This is a genomic window from Rhizobacter sp. Root1221 (genome assembly GCF_001425785.1).
In the GTDB taxonomy this organism is placed as follows: Bacteria; Pseudomonadota; Gammaproteobacteria; order Burkholderiales; family Burkholderiaceae_C; genus Rhizobacter.
Map to the genome: position 1 here is coordinate 52,229 of NZ_LMDI01000006.1, position 24,102 is coordinate 76,330.

Consider the following 24,102-nt stretch of genomic DNA (forward strand, 5'->3'; position numbering starts at 1 on the left):
AGTCACGCCCGCTTCGCTACCAGCGTCAGGATGTCGTAGCTCGCCACCAGGTCGCCGTCCTGGTTCCGGACCTCCACGTCCCACGCCACCACGCCCTGCCCCACGCCGTGGGCGTCCCGCTTGTTGCGGTCGGTCTTGCGCTTGGCGGTGAGCCGGGCCTGGATGGTGTCGCCGATGCCCACGGGCTTGACGAACCGCAGGGTGTCGAGTCCGTAGTTGGCGAGCACCGGGCCGGGGGCCGGCGACACGAACAGCCCCGCCGCGGCCGACAGCACGAAGTAGCCGTGGGCGATGCGTTTGCCGAACGGCGACGCCTTCGCGGCGATCTCGTCGAAGTGCATGTAGAAGTAGTCGCCCGACAGGCCGCCGAAGGCCACGATGTCGGCTTCGGTGACGGTGCGGCGGTGGGTCAGCAGCGAGTCGCCGATGTGGAGGTCCTCGAAGTGGCGGCGGAACGGGTGCACGTCCGACTCGCGCACGGCGGCGCCCCGGATGTGTTCGCCCACCACCGCGGCCACCATCGTGGGTGAACCCTGCAACGCGGTGCGCTGCAGGTAGTGGCGCACGGCGCGCAGGCCACCCAGCTCCTCGCCCCCGCCCGCACGCCCCGGGCCGCCGTGCTTGAGCTGTGGCAGCGGCGAACCGTGGCCGGTGGACTCGGCTGCGGCGTCGCGGTCGAGCACCAGCAGCCGGCCGTGCAGCGCGGCTGCCATCGGCACCGCGCGCGCAGCCGTGGCCGGGTCTCGCGTGACCAGCGTGCCCACGAGGCTGCCGCGGCCGCGTGCGGCCAGCGCCAGGGCTTCGTCGAGGTCGTCGTACGGCAGCAGCGTGCTGACCGGGCCGAAGGCCTCCACCTCGTGCACGGCATCGTCCGCATGCGGGTCGCGGCTCAGCAGCAGCGTCGGCGCGAAGAAGGCCCCGTCGGCGGTGCCGTCGCCCACCGGCGCAAAGCCGTCGCGTGCACCGTGCACCAGCTCCGTGTGGCGGCACAGCCGCGCCACCCGTTCGGCCACGTCGGCCTGCTGCGCGCGAGACGCCAGCGCGCCCATCGTCACGCCCTCCACCGCGGGGTCACCCACCACCGTGCGCGCCAGGCGTTCCTTCAGCCGCGACACCACGGCGTCCACGTGCCGGCGCGGCACGATCGCGCGGCGGATCGCTGTGCACTTCTGGCCCGCCTTGACGGTCATCTCGCGTGCCACCTCGGCCACGAACAGGTCGAACTCGGCGTCGTCGGGCGACACGTCCGGCGCGAGGATGGCACAGTTGAGGGAGTCGGCCTCGGCGTTGAACGGCACGCACTGGCGCACGAGGTTCGCGTTCACACGCAGCCTGGCGGCCGTGTCCGCAGACCCGGTGAACGTGACCACGTCGCGGCCGTCGAGCCGGTCCAGCAGGTCGCCGCACGACCCGATCACGAGTTGCAGGGAACCGGCCGGCAGCACCCCGCTGTCGATCATCAGGCGCACCACGGCTTCGGTCAGGTAGCTGGTGGCCGTGGCCGGTTTGCCGATGGCCGGCATGCCGGCCAGGAACGTGGGCGCGAACTTCTCGAGCAGGCCCCAGATGGGAAAGTTGAAGGCGTTGATGTGCACCGCCACACCCCCGCGAGGCACCAGGATGTGCGTGCCGACGAACTGGCCCTGCTTGCCGAGCGGGATGGCCGGGCCCTCATGCACGAGGTTGCCCGACGGCAGCTCGTTGCCGGCCATGCTGGCGTAGGCGAAGAGCGTGCCGATGCCCCCCTCGATGTCGATCCAGCTGTCGCTCCTGGTGGCCCCGGTGTGGGCCGAGATCGCGTAGAGCTGCGACTTGCGTTCCAGCAGGTACGCGGCGAGGGCCTTCAGGCGCGCCGCCCGCTGCTGGAAGTCGAGCGCCAGCAGCGCCGGGCCGCCCTCGCAGCGGGCCCACGCCACCGCGTCGGCGAAGTCCGGGGTTTCGGTGTGCGTGGCGGCCACTGGGCGGCCGTTGATGGCGCTGGGCAGCACCTGCGCCGCCTGGGTACCGAACCACTGGCCGGCGAGGTAACTCTGCAAGGTGGGGGTCATTGGTTTGTCTCCAGCTCAGCGCTCGTCGAACGAGAGCACGACGCGTTCCGTCAACGGATGGGCCTGGCAGGTGAGCACGAACCCGGCGGCCACCTCGGCCTTGTCGAGCGCGAAGTTGCGCTCCATGCGCACCTCGCCCTCGACCAGCTTCGCGCGGCAGGTGCCGCACACGCCGGACGTGCACGAGAACGGCACCTCCAGCCCGGCTGCGGACGCGCAGTCGAGGATGCTCGGCTGGTCCTTGTGGAACTGGATCTCGCGGGTCAACCCGTCGCGCACGATGACGATGCGGGCCTGTTCGGCGTCGCCCGGTCTCGACTCATGCAACACGGCGCCCACCGGAGCCCCCTCCGGCTGGGCCACGCCGAACCGCTCGACGTGGATGCGTTCCCGCGGCACACCGGCCGCCAGCAGCGCGGCCTCGGCCTCGTCGTTCACGTCGAACGGGCCGCACACGTACGCGTGGTCGATCGTGTCGGCGGGCACCACGCTCGCCAGGAACTGGCCGATCTTCCCGCGGCTCATGCGGCCGCTGTTCAACGGGGAATCGGTGGGTTCGCCAGAGAACAGGAGGTGCAGCGCCAGCCGCGTCATGTAGCGGTTCTTCAGGTCCTCGAGTTCTTCCTTGAACATCGTGGACTGGAGCTTGCGGTTGCCGTAGATCAGCGAGAAGCTCGAGCCGGGCTCGCGCGCCAGCACGGTCTTCATGATCGACAGGATCGGCGTGATGCCGCTGCCGCCCGCGATGCCCACGTGGTGGCGCCGCGCCTGGCGGTCGATGGGCACGAAAAACCGGCCCTGCGGCACCATCACGTGAAGGGTGTCGCCCACCTGGAGGTGCTCGTGGATCCACTTCGAGAAGACGCCGCCCTTCACGCGCCGAACGCCCACCCGCAGCTGGCCGTCGTCGACGCCGGCGCAGATGGAGTACGAGCGGCGCTGGTCCGACCCATCGATCTCCTTGCGGAGCGTCAGGTACTGCCCCTGCGTGAAGCCGAAGGCCGCCTGCAGGTCGGCCGGCACGTCGAACGAGACGATCACCGCGTCGGCGGTGTCGGGCTCGATGCTGTGCACGCGCAGGGCATGGAACAAGGTGCTCATGGTCAGAGGGGTTTGAAGTACTCGAAGGGCTCGCGGCAGGCCACGCAGCGGTACAGCGATTTGCAGGCCGTGGACCCGAACTGCGACAGACGCTCGGTGCGGTCGCTGCCGCAACGGGGGCACGGCACGGGGACCGCCGGCCTGCGCACGATCCGCACCGGCACCGCCCCGTCGGCCAGGTGCACCGGTGGTGCGATGCCGTACTCGCGCAACTTGCGGCGGCCGTCGGCGCTGATCCAGTCGGTGGTCCAGGCGGGAGCTCGTTGCAGCCGCACCCGCACGGGCCCGAGGCCGGCGGCCTCGATCGCGTCGCGCACGCTGCGTTCGATCACCTCGGTGGCCGGGCAGCCGCTGTAGGTGGGCGTGAGCACCACGGCCAGGCCATCGCCGTGCACCGACACGTCGCGCACGATGCCGAGGTCGCGCACCGACAGGGCCGGCACCTCGGGGTCGGGCACGCCGTCGAGCACGGTCCAGGCGCGTTCGACGCGGAGGTCGGCCACCGCGATCACCACACGCCCCCGGGGTACGCACGCTGCAGGTGCTGCAGTTCGGTGAGGATGTAGCCCATGTGTTCGGTGTGGACGCCGCGCTTGCCGGTGCTGCGGAACGGGCTTTCGCCCGGCACGTCGAGCCGGGCATCCGCCAGGATGGCGGCCATCTCGGCGAACCACGGCTCGCGCAGGCCGGCCCAGCTGGGGCCGAGGCCGCTGGCCACGGCCGCGGCGTCCACCGCATCGGCGTCGAACAGCTCCGGCACGTAGCGCCACAGCTGGGCGAGCGCGGCCTGCATGCGCCGGCGCGACTCGTCGGTGCCGTCGCCCAGGCGCACCACCCAGTCGGCGGCGTGCTGCTGGTGGTACCGCGCCTCCTTCACGGCCTTGCCGGCGATGCCGGCCAGTTCGCTGTCCGTGGAGTGGGCCAGGCGCTCCCACAGCAGCTTGAGCCACGTGGCCACCATCGCGTTGCGCAGCGACGTGAACGCGAAGTCTCCGCGCGGCAGCTCGGCGATGGTGACGTTCCGGTAGTCACGTTCGTCACGCAGGAAGGCGAGCTGGTCCTCGTCGTACACACGGTCCTGGCCACTGCCCTCGAGCGTGCCGGCATGGGTGAGCAGGCCGCGGGCCTGGCCGATGAGGTCGAGCGCCATGTTGGCGAGCGCGATGTCTTCCTCGAGGACCGGGGCGTGGCCGCACCACTCCGCGATGCGCTGCCCGAGGATCAGGCACGTGTCGCCAAGGCGAAGCACGTACTGCGACGCGGGGCTGTCGTGGATCTGGATGGACGCTTGCACAGGCAGCCTCACATGTGGTCGACGGACTTGGGCAACACGTAGAAGGTCGGGTGGCGGTACACCTTGTCTTCCATCGGGTCGAAGAACATGTCCTTGTCGTGCGGGTCGTTCGCGACGACCTGGTCGCTGCGGACCACCCACACGCTGCAGCCTTCCTGGCGGCGGGTGTAGACATCCCGGGCCATCTGGATGGCCATCGCCGAATCGGCGGCGTGCAGGCTGCCGCAGTGCTTGTGGTCGAGGCCGGCGCGGCTGCGCACGAACACTTCCCACAACGGCCATTCCCGAGCGATCTCGTTCTCGTTGTGCATGGTGTTTCCTTCAGGCCGCGCCGGTCGCGGCATCTTGCTTGCGGGCGTGGGCCAGGGCGGCCTCGCGCACCCAGGCGCCGTCGTCCCACGCCTTCACGCGGGCGGCGAGGCGCTCGCGGTTGCAGGGGCCGTCGCCGTTGACGACACGCCAGAACTCGGGCCAGTCGATGGCACCGAAGTCGTGGTGCTGGCGCGCCTCGTTCCACTTCAGCGCGGGGTCGGGCAGCGTCACGCCCAGCAGCTTGGCCTGGTCCACGGCGGCGTCGATGAACTTCTGGCGCAGCTCGTCGTTCGAGACCCGCTTGATGCCCCAGCGCATCGACTGGGCGGAGTTGGGCGACTGGTCGTCGGGCGGGCCGAACATCATGATCGACGGCCACCACCAGCGGTCGACCGCGTCCTGCACCATCGCGCGCTGCGCGCCGGTGCCGCGGGTCATCATCGTCAGCAGCGCCTCGTAGCCCTGGCGCTGGTGGAAGCTTTCCTCGCGGCAGATGCGCACCATGGCGCGGGCGTACGGCGCGTACGAGCACCGGCAGATGGGCACCTGGTTCATGATCGCGGCGCCGTCCACGAGCCAGCCGATCACGCCCATGTCGGCCCACGTGAGCGTGGGGTAGTTGAAGATCGAGCTGTACTTGGCCTTGCCGGCGTGCAGCGCATCGATCATCTGGTCGCGGCTCGTGCCCAGCGTTTCCGCTGCGGCGTAGAGGTACAGGCCGTGGCCGCCCTCGTCCTGCACCTTCGCGAGCAGGATCGTCTTGCGCTTGAGCGTGGGCGCACGGCTGATCCAGTTGCCCTCCGGCAGCATGCCCACGATCTCCGAATGCCCGTGCTGGCTGATCTGGCGCACGAGCGTCTTGCGGTAGTGGTCGGGCATCCAGTCCTTGGCTTCGATGAATTCGCCCGCGTCGATGCGGTCGTCGAAGCGCTGCTGCAGGCGCATCTCCTCGGCCGGGCGCACGGCCTGGCGGCCGTCACCGTCCTGGCCCATCGTGTCCATCGCTTGGGTGTACATGGCGGGGCTCCTCAGGCTTTGGGCCGCTTGTCGACGACACGCCGGGCCTTGCCGACGAGCGTGCGCTCGATGGATTCGGGGGGCAGCACCTGCACCCGCGTGGTGATGCCCACGAGCGCCTTGATCCGTGCCTGCAGCCACGTGGCGGTCGCGCCGCGGTCGCTGTCGCTGGCGGCGCCGTGGCGTACCTCGCACAGCACCTCCATCTCGTCCAGCAGGCCGTCCCGGGTCAGCACCAGCTGGTATTGGCCGGACAGCCCCGCGTGCTGCAGCACGATCTCCTCGATCTGGGTGGGGAAGACGTTGACACCGCGGATGATCAGCATGTCGTCGCTGCGGCCCACGATCCGGCCCATGCGGCGGAACGACCGCGACGTGGGCGGCAGCAGCCGGGTCAGGTCGCGGGTGCGGTAGCGGATGATCGGCAGCGCCTCCTTCGTGAGGGACGTGAAGACGAGTTCCCCCTCCTCCCCGTCGGGCAGCACCTCGCCGGTCAGCGGGTGCACCACCTCCGGGAAGAAGTGGTCTTCCCAGATGACCGGGCCGTCCTTCGATTCGACGCACTCGCTCGCCACACCCGGGCCCATGACCTCGGACAGGCCGTAGATGTCCACCGCATCGATGCCGGCCCTGGCCTCGATGTCGCGGCGCATCGCCTCGGTCCACGGTTCGGCGCCGAAGATGCCCACCCGGAGCGAACTCGCGGCGGGGTCGAGGCCCTGGCGCACGAACTCCTCGATGACGACTTGCATGTAGCTCGGGGTCACCAAGATGATGTCGGGCTGGAGGTCGTGGATCAGCTGCACCTGCTTTTCGGTCTGCCCGCCCGACACCGGGATCACGGTGCAACCGGCCCGTTCGGCGCCGTAGTGCGCCCCGAGGCCGCCGGTGAAGAGGCCGTACCCGTAGGCCACGTGCACCGTGTCGCCGGGGCGGCCACCGGCCGCGCGGATCGAACGCGCCACGAGGTTCGCCCAGGTGTCGATGTCCTTGGCCGTGTAGCCCACCACGGTGGGTTTGCCGGTGGTGCCCGACGACGCGTGGATGCGCGCCACCTGCGCGCGCGGCACCGCGAACATCCCGAACGGGTAGTTCTCGCGCAGGTGCTTCTTTTCGGTGAACGGGAACGTCGACAGGTCGGTGAGCGAGCGCAGGTCGCCCGGCTGGACGCCCTTGGCATCGAAGGCCTGGCGGTAGTGCGGCACGTGGTCGTAGGCGTGCTGCAGCGTGGCGCGCAGGCGCTGCAGCTGCAGGCCGGCGATCTCGTCGCGGCTGGCGGTCTCGATGGGCTCGAGTTCACCGGGGGCGGGTGACTGGGTCATGGTGCTTCCTCAGGACGGCACGCAGGTGGGCGGCTCAGCGGTCCGTGAAACGGGCGGCCCGCTTGGCACCGAACGCCGCCACCCCTTCCAGGTAGTCGTGTGCGTGGCCCAGCGTGCCTTGCAGGCGGGCTTCCGCGTCGAGCGCCGCGGCTAGGGACAGGCCCTGGGCGGCATCGAATGCGTGGCGGGTGGCCACGAGGGCCGCGGTGGGCATGCCCGCCAGCTGCAGTGCCAGGCGCTGCACGGTGTCGTGCAGGGCACCGTCCTCGACACACGACCAGATCAGGCCCAGCCGCTCGGCCTCAGCCGCGGCCACGCGGTCACCGAGCATGGCCAGCCCGAGCGCCCTCGCCCGCCCCACCAGGCGGGGCAGCAGCCATGTGCCCCCCGTGTCCGGCACGAGGCCGATCTTGGCGAAGGCCTGGATGAACGACGCACTGCGGCCGGCCACCACCACGTCGCAGTTCAGCGCCAGGTTGGCGCCCGCGCCGGCCGCGATCCCCTGGACGGCGGCCACCACGGGCACCGGCATCGCGCGCAGGCGCTCGACGAGCGGCTTGTAGAAGCGCGCCACCACCGCGCCGAGGTCCTTCGGTGCGGCGCCGGGCGCCGGGTCCGGCGCCACGGCGGGGTCTGCCAGGTCCTGGCCGGCGCAGAACGCCCTGCCCGCTGCGGCCAGCACCACGCAGCGCACCGTGGTGTCCGCGGCGGTCCGGTCGAGTTCACCCAGCAGCGCGCCATGCAATTCGGCGTTGAAGCTGTTCAGCGACGCGGGCCGGTTCAACGTCAGCCACCGGACGGCACCTTCATCGATCGACAGCACGTTGGGTTCGGACATCGGGGCTCCCGCTGGGCCGCCCATCATTGACCGACCGTTCGGTCGATATTAGTGTTCGGATTCACCGGAACGCAAGTCCGGCGAGCCGGGTGGAAACCCTGCCCCTGAGGGCGCTCAAGCGCGCGGCGGTCGCACCTTGCGCGGCGCCTTCACGCCCTTGGGCACCGTGATGCCTTGTAGTCCGTGGAAGAAGAGTTCGCACACCATGGGGGCGATGGTGGTGTGGTCCAGGCGGCCATTCGGCCGAAGCCAGGTGAACATCCAGTTGAGCATGCCGAAGAGCAGCATCGACACGGCCATGTCCAGGCCCTCGGCCCGCAGGTCGGGGCGGAGCACCGCCACCGCGTCGGCGAAGGCCCGCACCACCGCCCGCTCCCGGGACACGATGCGCTCGCGATCGGCCTCGGGCAGGAACTTCACGTCTTCGGTCAGCACCCGGTGCGAACTCTGCGCGCGGGCGTAGGCCTGCAGGAAGCGCACGATCAGCACCTCGAGGCGCGCGGCGGGCGGCAGCGACGGATCCGCCTCGATCTCGACGACGAGGTCGTGGAGCCGTGTCACGTGCCCTTCGGCGATGTTGACGAGGATCTGGTCCTTGTCCCGGTAGTAGTGGTAAAGCGTGGCCTTGGAGAGGCCGCTGGCCTCGGCCACGTCGTTCATCGACGTGCCGTGGTAGCCGCGCTGGGCAAAAAGATCGGCCGCCTTCGTCAGGATCGACTCGCGCTGGTCGTCGTACGTCGCTGCCTTGGAACGTGCCATGTCTGCCTGTGGATGCTGTCGGCGCGGGCGGCCGGGCCGCCCTGCACAACGATGTTACCCGAGCCCCCGTGCATCGCCTCTGTGAGGAAATGGAGGCCCGGCCCATAATCCGCGCTCGCCCCGGCCACCACGGCCATCGCAGGAAATTCCCATGACACACGGTCAACCGCAACGGGTCGTCGAACCCAACGAAGAAACACCGCAGGCCACGCGCCTCGACGACGTCCGCATCCACGAGATCCGCCCGGTCATCTCCGCGGCGCTGCTGCAATACGACCTGCCGGCCGACGATGCCACGCAAGCGTTCGTCGAACACAGCCGCCGGCAGATCGCCGACGTACTGCACGGCCGCGACGACCGGCTGCTCGTGGTGGTGGGCCCCTGCTCCATCCACGATGCCGAACAGGCCCTCGACTACGCCGACCGGCTTCGTGCGCTGTCGGCCGAGGTCGACCGCGACCTGCTGGTCGTGATGCGCGTGTACTTCGAGAAACCGCGCACCACCGTCGGCTGGAAGGGGTACATCAACGACCCGCGCCTCGACGGCAGCTTCCGCATCAACGAAGGCCTGCGCCGTGCGCGCGAACTGCTGCTGGCCATCGCCCACAAGCGGCTGGCGAGCGCCACCGAGTTCCTCGACCTGCTGAGCCCGCAGTACATCGCCGACCTCATCAGCTGGGGCGCCATCGGCGCCCGCACCACCGAAAGCCCCAGCCACCGCCAGCTCGCCTCGGGCCTCAGCTGCGTGGTGGGTTTCAAGAACGGCACCGACGGCAGCGTGCAGGTGGCCGCCGACGCGCTGATCGCATCGCGCTCACCGCACTCGTTCATGGGCATGACCAAGATGGGCCAGGCCGCCATCTTCGACACGCTCGGCAATGAAGACACCCACATCATCCTGCGCGGCGGCTCGCGGGGGCCCAACTACAGCGCGGCCGACGTGGACGCCGCCTGCGCGGCGCTCAAGAAGGCCGGCGTGCTGGAGCGTGTGATGGTGGACTGCTCGCACGCCAACTCGTCGAAGCAGTACGCCCGCCAGATCGAGGTGGCCCACGACATCGCCGACCGCATCGCTGCTGGCGAACAGCGGGTGATGGGCCTCATGATCGAAAGCCACCTGGAAGACGGCAAGCAGGACCTGTTGCCCGGCGCGCCGCTGCAGCGCGGCGTGTCGATCACCGACGGGTGCATCGGCTGGGCCAGCACCGAGCCGCTGCTGCGCCGGCTGGCCGAGGCGGTGCGCACACGCCGCCAGCGCTGAACCTCAGCGGCCCCGTTCGGCGCGCCGCTCGTTGACGTTGTCGTCGATGGGCAGCGCGGCCTCGGACTTGATCTCCTTCAGCACGATGCTCGAGCGCACGTGGGTCACCCCCGGCAGCTTGAAGATGGTGTCGTGCAGCAGCTGCTCGTAGTGCTTGATGTCGGACACGAGCACCGTGAAGATGTAGTCGGCCTGGCCCGTGGTGGACATGCAGCGCACGATCTGCGGCGTGGCCGCCACCGCTTCCTCGAACCGGCGCACGAGTTCCTCGCTGTGCTGGTTCAGGTTGGCCTCCACCACCACCGCCAGGTTCAGGCCCACCCGTTCCCGGTCGATGAGGGCGGTGTAACCCCGGATCACCCCCGCGGCCTCCATGTCCTTCACCCGCTTCCAGCACGGCGTGGGCGACAGGCCCACCGCCTCGGAGAGCTGCTGCACCGTCTGCCGCGAATCGCGCTGCAGTTCCCGAAGGATCTTCAGGCTGTAGCGGTCAAGGAGAATGGAATCGTCACTCATGGCGCATCCGGGAGAAGGATCTTTCTCCACCAAGGGGAATCGCCAGTGTATTGAAGAAGCATTTCCTCCGGTTGGGAAACAAGAATTCCCCGCATGGATGCTGTTGCCCCTTCCCCCACCTGCCCCGTTCGCCGCCCCCACTACAAGCTGGAAGACAACCTGTGGGCGGAGGACGGCGTCGTGTTCCTCACGGGCACCCAGGCCCTGGTCCGGCTGCTCGTGATGCAACGCGCCCGCGATGCCGCGCGCGGCCTCCACACCGAGGGGTTCGTCAGCGGCTACCGCGGGTCACCGCTCGGCCTGGTGGACCAGGCCATCTGGAAGGCCGGCCAACGGTTCAAGGACGCGGGCATCCGTTTTGTCCCGGCGATCAACGAAGAGCTGGGCGCCACGCAGGTGCTCGGCACCCAGCGTGTCGAACTCGACCCCGAGCGCACGGTCGAGGGTGTGTTTGGCATGTGGTACGGCAAGGGCCCCGGCGTGGACCGCGCCGGGGACGCCCTCAAGCACGGCAATGCGTTCGGCACGTCGCCGCGCGGTGGGGTGCTGGCGGTGGCCGGTGACGACCACGGCTGCGTGTCGTCGTCGATGCCCCACCAGAGCGACCACGCGTTCATGGCCTGGGGCATGCCGGTGCTGCAACCGGCCAATGTGGCCGAGTACCTGGAGTTCGGCCTCTATGGCTACGAGCTCTCGCGTTTCTCGGGCGCGTGGGTGGGGTTTGCAGCGCTGTCCGAGGTGGTGGAAAGCGGCGCCACGGTGGACCTGGACCGGGTCAACGCCCGCGCCGCGGCGTGGCTGGACGCCGATGCCGTGCGCGAGGCCACCGGCCACCAGGCCCCGGCCGACGGCCTGCACATCCGCTGGCCCGACCTGCCGTCGCTGGCCATCGAGGCGCGCATGGCCGCGAAGCTGCAGGCCGTGGCGGCGTTCGCGCGGGTCAACAGCGTGGACCGGCACGTGATCACGAGCGCCCGCGCAACGCTCGGCATCGTCACCTGCGGCAAGGCGCACCTCGACCTGATGGAGGTGCTGCGGCGCCTGGCCATCACGCCCGAGATGCTGTCGCAGGCCGGCGTGCGCCTTTACAAGGTGGGCCTGAGCTTCCCCATCGAAACCACCCGCATGAAGGCCTTTGCCGCCGGGCTGGAGGAGATCCTCGTGGTCGAGGAAAAAGGCGCGGTGGTCGAGACCCAGCTGCGCGACCTGTTCTACAACGCACCGGCCGGCGCACGCCCGGCGCTGGTGGGCAAACACGACCGCGACGGCCACCCGCTGGTGTCGGCCCTCGGTGAACTGCGCCCGTCGCGGCTGATCGAGATCGTGGCGCGCTGGCTCGCCAGCCACCTGGGCGACAACGCGTTCGGCGACTTCCTGCAACACGTGCGCGACTTCACACCGCCGGCACTGCTGTCGAACGGCGCGGACACCGTCAAGCGGCTGCCCTACTTCTGCGCCGGCTGCCCGCACAACACCAGCACCAAGGTGCCCGAGGGGTCCAGGGCCCTGGCCGGCATCGGCTGCCACTTCATGGCGAACTGGATGAACCGCGACACCGAGGGCCTGATCCAGATGGGCGGCGAAGGGGTCGACTGGGTGTCCCACGCCATGTTCACGCGCGTGCCCCACGTGTTCCAGAACCTCGGTGACGGCACGTACTACCACTCGGGCTACCTGGCGATCCGCCAGGCCGTCGCGGCCAAGGCCACCCTCACCTACAAGATCCTGTTCAACGATGCGGTGGCGATGACCGGCGGGCAGCCGGTGGACGGCCCCATCTCCGTCGATGCGATCGCACGCCAGGTGGAAAGCGAAGGGGTGCGCCAGGTGGTGGTGGTCAGCGACGACATCGGCAAGTACGACACGATCAAGTCGCGCTTCCCCGCCGGCACCGAGTTCCACGACCGCGCCGAACTCGACGCCGTGCAGCGCCGCCTGCGCGAGATGCCAGGCGTGACCGTGTTGATCTACGAACAGACCTGCGCCGCCGAGAAGCGCCGGCGCCGCAAGAAAGGCGAGCTGGTCGACCCGGCCCGGCGCCTGTTCATCAACGAGGCGGTCTGCGAAGGGTGTGGCGACTGCTCGGTGCAGAGCAACTGCGTCGCCGTGCTGCCGCACGAGACGGCGCTTGGCCGCAAGCGCAAGATCGACCAGACCAACTGCAACAAGGACTACTCCTGCGCGAACGGCTTCTGCCCGAGCTTCGTGAGCGTGACCGGCGGCAAGCTGCGCCAGCGTGCCGGGGCATTGAGCACGGGCAAGGACGCCTTCCTGTCCCGTGTGAACGAGCTGGCCCGCCCGGACGTCCACGCGTGGACCGCGCCCTACGACCTGCTGGTGACCGGCGTGGGGGGCACCGGCGTGGTCACGGTGGGCACGGTCATCGCGATGGCCGCACACCTCGAAGGCAAGAGCGCCAGCGTGCTCGACTTCATGGGCTTCGCGCAAAAAGGCGGCTCGGTGCTGAGCTTCGTGCGCCTGGCCGACGTGCCGTCCCGGCTCAACCAGGTGCGCATCGACACGCAACAGGCGGACGCGATCCTCGCCTGCGACGTGGTGGTGGGCGCATCCCCCGAGGCGTTGCAGACCGTGCGCCACGGCCGCACCCGGGTGCTTGCCAATGTGCACGAGATCCCGGTGGCCGAATCGTTGCGTGACCCGGACGCCAGCCTGAAGGTGGACCTGCTGCTCGAGAAGATGCGGTTCGTGGCCGGCGACGCGCAGGTGGAAACGTTCGACGCGCAGGCGCTCGCCGAGGAATTCCTCGGCGACACCATCGCCTCGAACATCCTCGCGATGGGTTACGCCTGGCAGCGCGGGCTCGTGCCCGTGAGCCTGGAGGCCATCACCCTTGCCATCGAACTGAACAACGTGGCGGTGGATTCGAACCTGCTCGCGTTGTCGCTCGGCCGCCTGGCCGCGGCCGAACCGGCTGCGTTGCAGGCCTTGCGCAACGCGCCAGCCCAGGCCACCGCCGACGAGCCGCTGGACGCGCTGGTGTCACGCGGGGTGTCCTGCCTGACCAGCTACCAGGACGCGGCGTGGGCCCGCCGTTTCGAAGACGTGGTGCGCCGCGTGGCGCGTGCCGAATCGGCGCTCGGCGGCGGCGAGTCGATGCCACTGTCCCGCACCGTGGCCCGCAGCCTGCAGAAGTTGATGAGCTACAAGGACGAGTACGAGGTGGCCCGCCTGTACACCGACGGCGCGTTCCGCAAGCAGCTGTCGGACCAGTTCGAAGGCGAGCTGAAGCTCGAGTTCCACATGGCGCCGCCCATGCTGTCGCGGTCGCGGGATGGCACGCCACCGCGCAAGGTGCGCCTTGGTGCGTGGATGCTGCCCGCGATGCGTTGGCTCGCCCGCGGCAAGGTGCTGCGCGGCACCGTGTTCGACGTGTTCGGGCACACCGCCGAGCGCCGCATGGAGCGCGAACTCATCGTCCAGTACGAGGCTCGGGTGGCCGAACTGCTGGAGGCGCTGCGCGCCGAGAACTGCGCGCTCGCCACCCAGATCGCGGCCATCCCGCTGTCGATGCGGGGTTACGGCCACGTCAAGGTCGCGAACATCGCGGTGGCCCGCGCCCGCGAGGCAGAACTGCTGCACCGCCTGCTGCCCGCCCGTTACCCGAAACCGCCGTCGAGCGGCCAGGCCGGGCAGTTCCGCGGCATTGCGGTGGTGGCGGGCTGATCAGGCCGTCGCCACCGTGGGCTCCGGCACCCCGAGGACCGACACCGCCAGGTCGGTGTCCATGTACTCGGTGATTTCGCGCAGCAAGCCCCCTTCGAGCCGGCACACGAAACAGTAGTGGTTGTCGTAGCGGGCACCCGCGCGGGTGGTCACCTTGCCGCGGGCCTCGACCACCACGAGGTCACCCTCGGCGACGACGCGCCAGGCGGTGCTCGTGTAGGTGTCGGCGAACCGCGCGAACAGCGGACGCAGCAGCTCCTGCCGCACCGCCTGCTTGCCGCGCCAGGTGCGTGACCACGCAGACACCCCCGCGATGGTCCAGCAGAAGTCGTCGGCCATCGCGTCCACGAGCGGGCGGCCGTTGCCCTTGGCGAGTTCATCGAAGATCGCCTGCATCCGTTGCTTGTTGTCGGTGGTCATGGTGTTTCTCCGGGTGGGGGTGGCGGCACGAAAGGATCGAGCAACGGGCGCTTGCCGCTGGCCTGCCACTCGCCGTAGAAATTGATCTTGGCGTCCAGCAACGCGAGTGCATCGGTCCACTCGGCGATGGTGCGTTGCACCCGCTCGCGGTGGGCCTGCAGCATCTGGCGGCGTTCGACGAGCGTGGACTTGCCCTGCTGGACCAGCCGCGTGTAGCGGCGCATGTCGGCCACCGGCATGCCGCTGCGGCGCAGCCGCTCCATCAGCCGCAACCAGCCCACGTGCTGCGCGGTGTAGACACGCCGCCCGCCGGCGTCCCGTGTCACGCCGGGCACCAGGCCCTGGGTTTCGTACCAGCGGAGGGTGTGCACGCTGCGGCCGGTGAGCGCGGCCAGCGCGCCGATGTGAAGAGGTTCGTTCATGGTGTCCGGCTATTTGACAAGCTCGAGTGCACTCGAAGTCAAGCACCGATTCAACCGGAACGCCAGGCCCCGGCCCGGACGCGGGTGAACCTCAGCTGCGCCGTGCCGCGCTGAGCCAGGCCACCCCGCCGGCCACCACACCCCAGAACGCCGACCCGATGCCGAGGAAACTGACACCGGACAACGTCACGAGGAAGGTGAGCAGCGCCGCATCCCGGTGCTTTTCGTCGCGCAGCGCACCGGCCAGGCCGGTGCCGATGGTGCTGAGCAGCGCCAGCCCGGCCACCGCCACCACGAGCTCCCGCGGCAGCGCCGTGAACAGGCCCGCCACCGCCCCGCCGGCCAGCCCGGCCACCACGTAGAACACCCCGGCGGCCACCGAGGCGGTGTAGCGCCGCGCCGGGTCGGCGTGGGCCTCGGGGCTGAGGCAGATGGCCGCGGTGATGGCGGCCAGGTTCACCGTGTGCCCGCCAAACGGCGCCAGCAGCAGCGACGCCACGCCGGTGGCACCAACCACCGGCGACACCGGGATGCGGTACCCCGCGGCCCGTTGCGCGGCCACGCCGGGCAGGTTCTGAGAGGCCATCGTGACGAGGAAGAGCGGCAGCGCGATGCCCACCAGCGCGCGCACCGACCACGCCGGCGAGGTCCACACCGGCTGCGCCCAGCCCCAGGCCACCTGCCCGCCCTGCAACAGCCCCAGCCATCCGGCGATCCCGATGCCCACCAGCAACACCCCCGGCACCGCATACCGCGGCCACCAGCGCCGGCCGGCCAGGAAGGCCGCGGCCATGCCGATCACCAGCGCCGGCTGCACCCCGCTGGCCAGCACGGCGTCGAGCGCAAAACGGGTCAGCACCCCGGCCAGCAACGCAGATGCGATGGCCGCGGGAATGTGGTCCATCACCTGCTCGAACCAGCCGGTGTACCCCACGATGGCGATCAACACGGCACACACCAGGAACGCACCGATCGCCTCGGCCATGGGCACGCCTTGGGTGGCCGCGATCAGGGCCGCACCGGGGGTGGACCAGGCGGTCAGCACCGGCTGCCGGTACCACCACGACAGCCCGAGGCTCGTGAGGCCCATGCCGAGCCCCACCGCCCAGATCCACGAGGCCGTCTGGGCCGGCGTGGCACCCAGCGCCTGCGCCGCCGCAAAAACCAGCGCCACCGAACTGGTGAACCCCACGAGCACAGCCACGAATCCCGCGACGGTGGCGGACAGAGAGAGGTCGGCGAGGAGCGAACGTGTCACGACAGGGTCTCCGGAAAAGTCAGGGCGCCATCATCGCCGCACCTCGGGTTCCCGGAACCGCACGTCGACGCCGGCCGTTCGGCATCGAGCACCTCGAGGACCTTCCGACCGCTGACCCGCGACGCCTACCCGATGGCCGGGTAGGTGCCGTACCCGTCGGGCCAGGCGGTCAGCACGTCGAACCCCTCGGGCGTGACCGCCACCATGTGCTCCCACTGCGCCGACAATGAGCGGTCGCGCGTGACCACGGTCCAGCCGTCGGGCAATTCGCGGGTGGCGGCCTGGCCGGCGTTGATCATGGGCTCGATGGTGAACACCATGCCGGGTTCCAGCCGCAGCCCCTGGCCCGGCCGGCCGTAGTGGAGCACCTGCGGATCGTCGTGGTAGATGCGGCCGATGCCGTGCCCGCAGTACTCGCGCACCACGCTGAACCCCTGGGCCAGCGCCACGCCCTGGATCGCATGCCCCACGTCGCCGAGCGTGGCCCCGGGGCGCACCGCCCGGATGCCCGCGCACATGGCGTCATAGGTGGTGTCGACCAGGCGCCGCGCCAGCGGTGACGGCGTGCCCACGAAGTACATGCGGCTCGTGTCACCGAACCAACCGTCCTTGATGACTGCCACGTCGATGTTGATGATGTCGCCGTCCTTCAGCCGCTTCAGCGGCGATGGGATGCCGTGGCACACCACCTGGTTGACGGAGGTACAGATGGTCTTCGGGAACCCGTGGTACCCGATGTTGGCCGGCGTGGCGCCCTGCACGTGCACGATGTGGTCGTGGCAGAGGCGGTCGAGGTCGTCGGTGGTGACGCCGGGCCGGACGTGGTCCCCGATCATGCGCAGCACGTCGGCCGCGAGCGCGCCGGCCTGCCGCGCCATGGCGATTTCCTCGGGCGTCTTGATGACGTGGGCGCCCTTCATCGCGCGGCCCGGCGCCGCGCCGCCTTCGGTTCGGGTGCCGGCGGATGCGCGGCATCGATCAGCAGCGACAGTTCGTCCATGCCGGACTGCCGCGCCCGCAGCATCAGCTGGCAGATGTCGCCATGGCAGAGGCCGGGGTTCAGCTCGGCCAGCATGCCCACCCGCATCCAGTGTTCGGCTTGTGCGTTGATGGAGCGGCTCAGCGCATCGCTGGCCGTGCGCAGGTTCTCATGCATGAGGTCGGAAATCTTGACAATGCCCATGGCCGCGATGATACACGTTCCGTATATGGAACGTATATCAATGATCTCACGCGGCGGCCGGCAGCGAGCTGCGGCGATAGGCACCCGGTGCCGCCCCGCTGGACCGCTTGAACGCCTTGTTGAAGGCCGCCTCGGACTGGTAACCCACGCTGTCGGCAATTTCCACCAGCGGCTTGTCCGTGTGGCGTAGCAGGTGCCCCGCGCGAAACATGCGCCAACGCGTGAGGTAGTCGAGCGGTGACTGCCCGAGCTTCTCCTTGAAACGCAGCGCGAACCCGGAGCGCGACATGCCGGCCGCCGCGGCCAGCGCCTCCACCGTCCAGTTCGCCGCGACGTCCTGGTGCAGGAGGCGCAGCGCGGCACCGATGCGCCGGTCCGACAGCGCGGCGAGCCATCCCGTGCCGGTGTTGGCATCGAGCGCGTCGATGTGGGCCCGAACGGCCTGCACGAAGATGATGTCGGCCAAACGGCTGGCGACCAGGCCGGAGCCGAGGCCCCGCTGGGATGTCTCCATGGCCAGCAGCTGCAGTGCGGCCTGCAGCAACTGGGTGCGGTCCTGGTCCATGCGGATGTGCAGCAGTCCGGGCAACAAGTCCATCAACGGCTGCGCGCCATGGGCATCGAAGTTGAACCAACCGCTGACGATGGTGGTCCCGGCGCCATCGCCGCCGATCGGCACCACACCGCCGATGTTCGCCCGCACGACATCCACGCAGTTGACCGTGGGGGACTTGGGTTCGTCGCGCAGCGTGTACGGCAGGCCCTGGGGAATCACGAAGCAATCGCCTGCGACCAGCGCGATGGGCCCAAGGGGCTGCGTGTTGTCGTCGAGTGTCAACCAGCAACCGCCACGCAGGATCAGGCCGAAGCGCGCGGTGCCGTCCACGCGCCGCGTGCTCAACCCCCAGGGCGCCTTGGCCTCCAGCCGCGCGTACAGCGCGTTTTCGACACGCATCGCGGCGAATACTTCGTCGAGTGGATCCATGGTTCAGGCCGAGAAACTGGACGATCGGACAAGAAGTCTAGCGCCCGTGACATTGAGTGTCCAACGATGGGTGCCTAGCATTCCCTTCGTCAACCTCCAACAGGACCCTGCGATGTCAACGGGCACCTCGGGGCCCCCCTTCCAAGGAACCGCCATGACCTCCACTGCACAACAACTGGCCGACCGCTACGCCGCGGTCTGGAATGAACCGGATCCGGTGGCCCGGCGCGATGCCATCGAACAGCTGTGGGTGCCCGATGGCCTGCATGGCGTGTCCACGCGCCAGGCCCGCGGGTACGCGGCGCTGGAGGAACGCATCACCGGCGCATACAACACGAACGTGCGCGATGCGGGCCACAGGTTCCGGGCGGTGGCAAACGCCCAGGGTCTGCGCGACGTGGTCACGTTCAACTGGGAGATGGTCCGGCCGGCCACCGGGGAGGTGCTGGCCGTGGGCCTCGAGTTCCTGCAGGTCGACGCCGAGGGGCGCATCGTCACCGACTACCAGTTCATCGTGTCGTAGAGCCGCTCCCGGCGGCAGGGTCTTGTCCGCTGGATGCCTGTCTCGCCTGCATTTATGCTCCAATTGGATTCCAATTAGAATCCAGGAGGATGGCATGACACAGGACAACACGGCACTCGAAACGCGGCAACGGGCCGGCGAGACGGAGAAGATGACGGTCAACGTCGGTGTGGTCGACCTCGGGCAGGTCGACCTCCTGGTCCAGGAGGGGTTCTATTCCAACCGCTCGGACCTGATCCGCACCGCCCTGCGCAACCAGCTCGCGCTGCACGCCGACGTGGTGAAACAAACCGTCGCCCGCCGCACCCTCACGCTGGGTCTCCAGCACTTCAGCCGCGCCGACCTGGAGCAGGCCGTGGCGTCGGGCCACCGCCTGAACGTCCAAGTGGTCGGCCTGGCCCGCATCGCCAACGACGTGACACCCGACCTGGCGCTCGCCGCCATCGAGTCGGTGACGGTGCTGGGCGCCTTCCAGGCCAGCCCGGCCGTGCGGCGTGCCCTGTCCGGCCGCATCCACTGATCCGCAGCCCCCGAACCGGAGACCTCTCATGAACAACCCCTTCAAGCCAAGTGCGTCCACCTTCGACGCCCATGCAATCAACGAAACGATCCAGCGTGCGCTTGCGTCCGCGGGGCTCGACACCTCGTCCGGCCCGATGCACCAGGTGACCGAAACCATCCGGCGCGCACTCGCATCGACGGGCGGCACGGGCATGCCCATGCCGCCGGTGCCGGCCGGGCCCGTGATCGACGTGGTCGCCCGCGTTGTCGACACCGAAGACCACGAGCCCGCCCGTCGGCCGCCGCCGGACCCGGTGGACCAGGCGGATGGCACCGGCACCTTCGAGACCTGTGAATTCAGCAACCGGTTCGGCAGCCGCGCCTACAAGCTCTACGTCCCCGCCGGCGCCCCGGACGCGGCGCGGCCCCTGGTCGTGATGCTGCACGGGTGCACCCAGTCGGCGGACGACTTCGCTGCGGGCACGCGCATGAACAGGCTCGCCGACGAACACGGCTTCCTGGTGGTGTACCCCGAGCAGCCGGCCCACGCGAACCCGTCGAAGTGCTGGAGCTGGTTCAAGCCGCAAGACCAGGCACGCGACGCGGGCGAACCGTCGTTGATTGCCGGCATCGTGCGCGAGGTGCTGGCCCGCCACGGCACCGACCCGCGCCGCACCTTCGTCGCCGGACTGTCGGCGGGTGCCGCGATGGCCGTGGTGCTGGGCGAGACCTACCCGGAGGTGTTCGCGGGCGTGGGCGCGCACTCGGGCTTGCCGTACGGCAGTGCACACGACATCCCTTCGGCCATGGCGGCCATGAAAGGCGGGCGCAGCGGGCTGCCCGGTCTTCGCGGCCTGCCGGGCGCCGGCACCGATGGCGCGAAGACGGCAGCCCAACCGGTGCCCATCATCGTCTTCCACGGCGACCGGGACCACACCGTCCAGCAGGTCAACGGCACCGAGATCGTCAAGCAGGCCAAGGACGCCTACCAGGCCCAGGCGGGGCAGGACGCCTTGATCGCCAGCACCCAGAGCGGCCAGACGCCGCGCGGCCGCCGCTACAGCCGCACGCTGTTTGCCCGACCCGGCGAGGAGCCGCAGATCGAGTCGTGGACCCTGCACGGCGCCGGGCACGCGTGGTCGGGAGGAGATGCCCGCGGCACCTACACCGATGGCAACGGGCCGGATGCCTCGGCGGAGATGATCCGGTTCTTCCTCGCGCTGCCGCGCGCGGGGTCGGCGTGATCTGCCACCGATGCGTCGTGGTTGCCGTGGCCCGGCCGGAACCGATCTGGATCGCAAGAACCCGTCGGCCCCCCTCTCCACCAGGTCTCGAAAACTCGGCTTGAACCGGACGACTCGGAGAATCAGGCCTGCCTTACTGAGCCTCGATGATCTCGCACGACCACACAAGGTCCACGCACAGGCCGCCGCCGGGTGCGTCGACCAGTGCAATATCGACGCCATGACGATCGCATATCTCCTTCACGATGGCCAGGCCGAGGCCGCTTCCTTGGGTCTGCGATCCCGCGATGCGATAGAACCTCTCGAACGCCCTGGCCCGCTCGGCGGGCGCAATGCCAGGCCCGTTGTCGACGACACACAAGGTGGCGCATTGCGCTCGCTTGCCGACGCTGACGGTCACCGTTCCGCGTTCCTGCGTGTAGACGATGGCGTTGTGCACGAGGTTGGCGACGAGTTCTCGCAACAGCACACGCTCCCCGCGCACCAGTAGCGAGTCGCTGCCCTCGAAGCCGAGATCGATCCCCTTGCCCCTGGCGACGGGAAGCATCTCGAACGTCGCCTCGCGCGCCAGCGCCGTCAATTCGACGTCCTCTACTTCGAGCGTGCGCCCGGGTTCGCTGCGTGCCAGTGCAAGCAACTGGCCGACAAGCCTGCCGGTCGTGTCCGTGGCCTCATGCAGGCGGCTCACCACGCCACGCATCGCCTCCAGGTCGATCTGCATCAGGGCGTGGCCGACCTGGGCGCGCAGCAGCGTGAGCGGCGTCTTCAGTTGGTGCGACGCGTTGGCGACGAAGCGCACCTGGGCCTCGCTGAGCTGGCGTTGGCGTTCGGTGTGTGAATTGATGGCGTGAATGAGCGGTGCCACCTCGCGCGGCACCGTGCGCGTGTCGACGGGGGTCAGGTCGTGTGCGCCACGCGCGCGCACCTCGTCGCGCAATCGTTTCAGCGGCGCCAGGCCCTGCCGCACGCCCAACGCGATCAAGCCCGCAGCCGCAGCGATCAACAACAGCTGCACGCTTGCCGCGTCCGCCACGATGCGCCACGTGAGTTGGCGTCGGGCATCCATGGTTTCGGCGACTTGCACGAGCAGAGGTCTCTGCTCGGCACCGTCCACCACCGTGAAGGCCAGCGCCACGACACGAATGTCATGGCCCTTGTAGGCGGCGTCGTAGAACACGGGCTCTTCGCGTGGCAGCGCGGCCGGTGCCGGCAGGTCTTCGTAACCTGTGATGAAGCGGCCACCTTTCAGGTCGGCGATGCGGTAGAAGATGCTGTCCTGTGCGTCGGTGCGCAGCATCTCCAGCGCGGCATAGGGCAGGTCCGCCACCACTTCGCCGTCGGCCATGTTCAGGCGCTCGCTGACGACCAGCGCCGAACCCAGCAAGGTCCGGTCGTACGCTTCATGGGCCTGAGAGAGGCTGCGCATGTAGCCGGCGACGAACCCCAGCGCCCACAGCGAGAGGGTGGGAACCAGCAGCCAGCGCAGCAGCAGGCTACGCAGGCGTGTCATCGGCAGCCTCGAGCACATAACCGAGCCCGCGCAGCGTGTGGATCGCCGCGCCGCTGCCGTCGAGCCTGCGCCGCACGCGGTGCACGTAGACCTCGACCGCATCGTGGCTGAGCACGGTGTCGCTGGAGCGCAGCCGGTCGGCGAGTTCGATCTTCCTGACGGGCCGGCCGGCCTGGACGGTCAGGGCCTCCAGCAGGTCGTGTTCGCGCGGCGGCAGGTCCAGGTGGCGCGCACCCACGGCGAAGCGCCGCGAGACGGTGTCGAACTCAAGCAGGCCGACACGCAGCACCGAGTGCACGGCGCCGAGGCTGCGCCGGTGCAAGGCCCTCAGCCGCGCCTCGAGCTCGGACAGGTCGAAGGGCTTGGGAAGGTAGTCGTCGGCGCCCGCGTTCAGGCCGTTCACACGGTCGAGGGTGTCGCCACTGGCCGTCAGCACGAGCACCGGCACATTGTTCCCGCGCCTGCGCAGGCGCCGCAGGATCTCGATGCCTCCCAGCCGCGGCAGGGCCAGGTCGAGGACGACCGCGTCGAATGCGTGCTGCTGCAGGTCCTCATCGGCCTGCAAGCCGTCGGAACAGGCGTCGACCAGGATTCCCAGCACGCCGAGCGACTGGGTCAGGGTTTGCACCAGTTGCAGGTGGTCTTCGATCAGCAGGATGCGCATGGACGGTCGGGTATCGCCGCGAGGCAGGGTTTGATCCGCTTGTTCGGGCTGCAGGGTACACGCAAGGGCGATGGGCGCGCACTGCAATAATCCCGGCACACAACGGAGATGACAGGATGCCAACACGCCGCAGTGCGATCGGGGTGGGCTTGTTGGGACTGGGGGGCACCTTGGCGAGTGCTGTTCGCGCAGCGGGCACCGGCTCGGACGCGCGGTCGGCGGACCGCCGCGTGCGTGTGATGTCCACCACCGATCGGGCAGCCGTTCAGCCGCTGATCGACGACTTCGAGCGCCGGCATGCCGGCCTGCGGGTCGACTACCGCCAGCTCGGAAGCGTGGAGTTGTACCAGCGATTCCTGCATGAAAAGCGCCATGCGGCGGACCGGCCCGATGTCTTGTGGAGCTCGGCCATGGACCTGCAGATCAAGCTGGTCAACGACGGGCACGCATTGCGGTACGAGAGCCCGCACGCATTGCAGCTGCCCCGCTGGGCCGTCTGGAAGCACGAAGCCTACGGCACGACGCGCGAACCGGTCGGCATCGTGTACAACCGCCAGCTGCTCGCCGAGCACGACGTGCCCCGCACGCATGCCGCGTTGGCTGCGCTCTTGCGGGCCGACACCGCTCGCTTCCGAGACCGCGTGTCGACCTATGACATCGAGCGCGCCGGGCTGGGTTTCCTGATCGCGGCCCACGACGCCATGGCCACACCGCGCTCCTGGGACTTGGTGCAGGCGCTCGGCCTGTGCCGCGCGAGCCTGCATGCCGATACCCAAAGCATGCTCGAAGGTGTGGCCACCGGGCGATCGCTGCTGGCATTCAATGTGCTGGGCACCTATGCGGAGGCCTTTGCGCGGAGCAACTCCGAGGTAGCGGTCGCGTACCTGAACGACTACACGCTGGTCGTGTCGCGCGTGGCCTTCATCGCGCGCAGCGCGCCCAACCCGCAGGGCGCCCGCGCGTGGCTCGACCACTTGCTTTCGCTGGATGGCCAGCAACTGCTGGCCGACGGCGGCGGACCGTATGCGGTGAGGACAGACGCCACGCGGCCCCGGTCGGCCGCCGCGATCATGCGCCAGCTGGGAACCGCGGCCCGGCCCATCGCCTTGGGTCCCGGGCTGCTGGCTCATCTCGATCGCAGCAAACATGACGCCTTTCTGAAGCGTTGGCACCGCGAGTTCGGCCAGTCGCGCTGATGCGGCATGGCGTCACGACCTGGCGGCCAGCGAGCATCGAACAC

Annotated in this window: 24 protein-coding genes; 6 read left to right on the plus strand and 18 right to left on the minus strand. The window is 69.5% G+C overall.

What is annotated here, in order from left to right; translation table 11 throughout:
- Positions 1 to 2: 2 nt before the first annotated feature.
- The 9 genes from paaZ to ASC87_RS06125 all read right to left on the minus strand — a co-directional run bounded on the left by paaZ (position 3) and on the right by ASC87_RS06125 (position 8,691).
- Positions 3 to 2,048, minus strand: a complete 2,046-nt coding sequence (gene paaZ / locus ASC87_RS06085; protein ID WP_056658276.1) for a phenylacetic acid degradation bifunctional protein PaaZ — start codon at positions 2,046 to 2,048, stop codon at positions 3 to 5.
- Positions 2,049 to 2,063: 15 nt separating this feature from the next.
- A complete protein-coding gene (gene paaE, locus ASC87_RS06090) occupies positions 2,064 to 3,149 on the minus strand; it encodes a 1,2-phenylacetyl-CoA epoxidase subunit PaaE (protein ID WP_056658280.1) in 1,086 nt (361 codons plus the stop codon).
- A 2-nt stretch (positions 3,150 to 3,151) separates the two neighbouring features.
- Positions 3,152 to 3,661: a 1,2-phenylacetyl-CoA epoxidase subunit PaaD gene (gene paaD / locus ASC87_RS06095; protein ID WP_056658503.1), complete on the minus strand. Its 510-nt coding sequence runs from the start codon at positions 3,659 to 3,661 to the stop codon at positions 3,152 to 3,154.
- Positions 3,658 to 4,443, minus strand: coding sequence for a 1,2-phenylacetyl-CoA epoxidase subunit PaaC (paaC, locus tag ASC87_RS06100; RefSeq protein WP_056658506.1), 786 nt, complete (start codon positions 4,441 to 4,443; stop codon positions 3,658 to 3,660). Before paaC ends, paaD begins: the two co-directional genes overlap by 4 nt.
- A gap of 8 nt (positions 4,444 to 4,451) precedes the next feature.
- Positions 4,452 to 4,754 carry a 1,2-phenylacetyl-CoA epoxidase subunit PaaB gene (gene paaB / locus ASC87_RS06105; RefSeq protein ID WP_056658283.1) on the minus strand — a complete coding sequence of 101 codons (303 nt, stop codon included), beginning with the start codon at positions 4,752 to 4,754 and terminating at the stop codon, positions 4,452 to 4,454.
- Between the two features lie 10 nt (positions 4,755 to 4,764).
- Complete coding sequence (gene paaA / locus ASC87_RS06110) at positions 4,765 to 5,772, minus strand: 1,2-phenylacetyl-CoA epoxidase subunit PaaA (RefSeq protein WP_056658286.1); 1,008 nt, start codon at positions 5,770 to 5,772, stop codon at positions 4,765 to 4,767.
- An 11-nt stretch (positions 5,773 to 5,783) separates the two neighbouring features.
- The gene (gene paaK, locus ASC87_RS06115; protein ID WP_056658288.1) at positions 5,784 to 7,094 is read right to left on the minus strand and encodes a phenylacetate--CoA ligase PaaK; all 1,311 of its coding nucleotides are present in this window, start codon (positions 7,092 to 7,094) and stop codon (positions 5,784 to 5,786) included.
- Between the two features lie 34 nt (positions 7,095 to 7,128).
- Entirely contained in the window at positions 7,129 to 7,932 is an 804-nt protein-coding gene (locus tag ASC87_RS06120) for an enoyl-CoA hydratase-related protein (protein ID WP_056658290.1), read from the minus strand.
- Between the two features lie 114 nt (positions 7,933 to 8,046).
- Complete coding sequence (locus ASC87_RS06125) at positions 8,047 to 8,691, minus strand: TetR/AcrR family transcriptional regulator (protein WP_056658293.1); 645 nt, start codon at positions 8,689 to 8,691, stop codon at positions 8,047 to 8,049.
- 151 nt (positions 8,692 to 8,842) lie between these two features.
- On the opposite strand from ASC87_RS06125, the gene ASC87_RS06130 reads away from it, so the two are divergent.
- Complete coding sequence (locus ASC87_RS06130) at positions 8,843 to 9,952, plus strand: 3-deoxy-7-phosphoheptulonate synthase (protein WP_056658295.1); 1,110 nt, start codon at positions 8,843 to 8,845, stop codon at positions 9,950 to 9,952.
- Between the two features lie 3 nt (positions 9,953 to 9,955).
- Here the strand turns inward: ASC87_RS06130 and ASC87_RS06135 are convergent, their stop codons facing one another.
- Positions 9,956 to 10,468, minus strand: a complete 513-nt coding sequence (locus ASC87_RS06135; RefSeq protein ID WP_056658298.1) for an Lrp/AsnC family transcriptional regulator — start codon at positions 10,466 to 10,468, stop codon at positions 9,956 to 9,958.
- Between the two features lie 93 nt (positions 10,469 to 10,561).
- Between ASC87_RS06135 and ASC87_RS06140 the strand changes: the two genes are divergently transcribed.
- Entirely contained in the window at positions 10,562 to 14,152 is a 3,591-nt protein-coding gene (locus tag ASC87_RS06140) for an indolepyruvate ferredoxin oxidoreductase family protein (RefSeq protein WP_056658301.1), read from the plus strand.
- Here the strand turns inward: ASC87_RS06140 and ASC87_RS06145 are convergent, their stop codons facing one another.
- From ASC87_RS06145 to ASC87_RS06170, 6 genes are all read right to left on the minus strand, one after another.
- Positions 14,153 to 14,572, minus strand: a complete 420-nt coding sequence (locus ASC87_RS06145) for a nuclear transport factor 2 family protein (RefSeq protein WP_056658304.1) — start codon at positions 14,570 to 14,572, stop codon at positions 14,153 to 14,155. It lies immediately after the preceding gene.
- Positions 14,569 to 14,994 (minus strand): MerR family transcriptional regulator, encoded by a 426-nt coding sequence (locus ASC87_RS06150; RefSeq protein ID WP_056658307.1) that lies wholly within the window; start codon positions 14,992 to 14,994, stop codon positions 14,569 to 14,571. Before ASC87_RS06150 ends, ASC87_RS06145 begins: the two co-directional genes overlap by 4 nt.
- Positions 14,995 to 15,085: 91 nt before the next feature.
- Positions 15,086 to 16,252 carry a benzoate/H(+) symporter BenE family transporter gene (locus tag ASC87_RS06155; RefSeq protein WP_056658311.1) on the minus strand — a complete coding sequence of 389 codons (1,167 nt, stop codon included), beginning with the start codon at positions 16,250 to 16,252 and terminating at the stop codon, positions 15,086 to 15,088.
- A gap of 125 nt (positions 16,253 to 16,377) precedes the next feature.
- Entirely contained in the window at positions 16,378 to 17,172 is a 795-nt protein-coding gene (gene map / locus ASC87_RS06160; RefSeq protein WP_056658314.1) for a type I methionyl aminopeptidase, read from the minus strand.
- Positions 17,169 to 17,435: a ParD-like family protein gene (locus tag ASC87_RS06165; RefSeq protein ID WP_056658317.1), complete on the minus strand. Its 267-nt coding sequence runs from the start codon at positions 17,433 to 17,435 to the stop codon at positions 17,169 to 17,171. Before ASC87_RS06165 ends, map begins: the two co-directional genes overlap by 4 nt.
- 46 nt (positions 17,436 to 17,481) lie before the next feature.
- Entirely contained in the window at positions 17,482 to 18,420 is a 939-nt protein-coding gene (locus ASC87_RS06170; RefSeq protein ID WP_056658320.1) for an AraC family transcriptional regulator, read from the minus strand.
- A gap of 154 nt (positions 18,421 to 18,574) precedes the next feature.
- Here ASC87_RS06170 and ASC87_RS06175 point away from each other — a divergent pair, with 154 nt between their 5' ends.
- The 3 genes from ASC87_RS06175 (at position 18,575) to ASC87_RS06185 (ending at position 20,688) form a co-directional block, all read left to right on the plus strand.
- On the plus strand, positions 18,575 to 18,943 hold the full coding sequence (locus ASC87_RS06175) for a hypothetical protein (RefSeq protein WP_056658323.1): 369 nt from the start codon (positions 18,575 to 18,577) through the stop codon (positions 18,941 to 18,943).
- Between the two features lie 94 nt (positions 18,944 to 19,037).
- Positions 19,038 to 19,463: a hypothetical protein gene (locus ASC87_RS06180; protein ID WP_056658327.1), complete on the plus strand. Its 426-nt coding sequence runs from the start codon at positions 19,038 to 19,040 to the stop codon at positions 19,461 to 19,463.
- Between the two features lie 28 nt (positions 19,464 to 19,491).
- Positions 19,492 to 20,688, plus strand: a complete 1,197-nt coding sequence (locus tag ASC87_RS06185) for a PHB depolymerase family esterase (protein WP_056658330.1) — start codon at positions 19,492 to 19,494, stop codon at positions 20,686 to 20,688.
- A gap of 133 nt (positions 20,689 to 20,821) precedes the next feature.
- On the opposite strand, the gene ASC87_RS06190 is transcribed toward ASC87_RS06185, so the two are convergent.
- Positions 20,822 to 22,198, minus strand: coding sequence for a sensor histidine kinase (locus ASC87_RS06190; protein ID WP_056658333.1), 1,377 nt, complete (start codon positions 22,196 to 22,198; stop codon positions 20,822 to 20,824).
- On the minus strand, positions 22,182 to 22,862 hold the full coding sequence (locus ASC87_RS06195; RefSeq protein WP_056658335.1) for a response regulator: 681 nt from the start codon (positions 22,860 to 22,862) through the stop codon (positions 22,182 to 22,184). Before ASC87_RS06195 ends, ASC87_RS06190 begins: the two co-directional genes overlap by 17 nt.
- Before the next feature lie 116 nt (positions 22,863 to 22,978).
- On the opposite strand from ASC87_RS06195, the gene ASC87_RS06200 reads away from it, so the two are divergent.
- Positions 22,979 to 24,058 (plus strand): ABC transporter substrate-binding protein, encoded by a 1,080-nt coding sequence (locus tag ASC87_RS06200; RefSeq protein WP_082568434.1) that lies wholly within the window; start codon positions 22,979 to 22,981, stop codon positions 24,056 to 24,058.
- The last annotated feature ends 44 nt before the right edge of the window (positions 24,059 to 24,102 follow it).

Excerpts from the sequence above, each read along its gene's own strand:
- paaZ (WP_056658276.1), bottom strand. The coding sequence starts at position 2,048 with ATGACCCCCACCTTGCAGAGTTACCTCGCCGGCCAGTGGTTCGGTACC.
- paaE (WP_056658280.1), bottom strand. The coding sequence starts at position 3,149 with ATGAGCACCTTGTTCCATGCCCTGCGCGTGCACAGCATCGAGCCCGAC.
- paaB (WP_056658283.1), bottom strand. The coding sequence starts at position 4,754 with ATGCACAACGAGAACGAGATCGCTCGGGAATGGCCGTTGTGGGAAGTG.
- paaA (WP_056658286.1), bottom strand. The coding sequence starts at position 5,772 with ATGTACACCCAAGCGATGGACACGATGGGCCAGGACGGTGACGGCCGC.
- paaK (WP_056658288.1), bottom strand. The coding sequence starts at position 7,094 with ATGACCCAGTCACCCGCCCCCGGTGAACTCGAGCCCATCGAGACCGCC.
- ASC87_RS06120 (WP_056658290.1), bottom strand. The coding sequence starts at position 7,932 with ATGTCCGAACCCAACGTGCTGTCGATCGATGAAGGTGCCGTCCGGTGG.
- ASC87_RS06125 (WP_056658293.1), bottom strand. The coding sequence starts at position 8,691 with ATGGCACGTTCCAAGGCAGCGACGTACGACGACCAGCGCGAGTCGATC.
- ASC87_RS06130 (WP_056658295.1), top strand. The coding sequence starts at position 8,843 with ATGACACACGGTCAACCGCAACGGGTCGTCGAACCCAACGAAGAAACA.
- ASC87_RS06135 (WP_056658298.1), bottom strand. The coding sequence starts at position 10,468 with ATGAGTGACGATTCCATTCTCCTTGACCGCTACAGCCTGAAGATCCTT.
- ASC87_RS06140 (WP_056658301.1), top strand. The coding sequence starts at position 10,562 with ATGGATGCTGTTGCCCCTTCCCCCACCTGCCCCGTTCGCCGCCCCCAC.
- ASC87_RS06145 (WP_056658304.1), bottom strand. The coding sequence starts at position 14,572 with ATGACCACCGACAACAAGCAACGGATGCAGGCGATCTTCGATGAACTC.
- ASC87_RS06150 (WP_056658307.1), bottom strand. The coding sequence starts at position 14,994 with ATGAACGAACCTCTTCACATCGGCGCGCTGGCCGCGCTCACCGGCCGC.
- map (WP_056658314.1), bottom strand. The coding sequence starts at position 17,172 with ATGAAGGGCGCCCACGTCATCAAGACGCCCGAGGAAATCGCCATGGCG.
- ASC87_RS06165 (WP_056658317.1), bottom strand. The coding sequence starts at position 17,435 with ATGGGCATTGTCAAGATTTCCGACCTCATGCATGAGAACCTGCGCACG.
- ASC87_RS06170 (WP_056658320.1), bottom strand. The coding sequence starts at position 18,420 with ATGGATCCACTCGACGAAGTATTCGCCGCGATGCGTGTCGAAAACGCG.
- ASC87_RS06175 (WP_056658323.1), top strand. The coding sequence starts at position 18,575 with ATGACCTCCACTGCACAACAACTGGCCGACCGCTACGCCGCGGTCTGG.
- ASC87_RS06180 (WP_056658327.1), top strand. The coding sequence starts at position 19,038 with ATGACACAGGACAACACGGCACTCGAAACGCGGCAACGGGCCGGCGAG.
- ASC87_RS06185 (WP_056658330.1), top strand. The coding sequence starts at position 19,492 with ATGAACAACCCCTTCAAGCCAAGTGCGTCCACCTTCGACGCCCATGCA.
- ASC87_RS06190 (WP_056658333.1), bottom strand. The coding sequence starts at position 22,198 with ATGACACGCCTGCGTAGCCTGCTGCTGCGCTGGCTGCTGGTTCCCACC.
- ASC87_RS06195 (WP_056658335.1), bottom strand. The coding sequence starts at position 22,862 with ATGCGCATCCTGCTGATCGAAGACCACCTGCAACTGGTGCAAACCCTG.
- ASC87_RS06200 (WP_082568434.1), top strand. The coding sequence starts at position 22,979 with ATGCCAACACGCCGCAGTGCGATCGGGGTGGGCTTGTTGGGACTGGGG.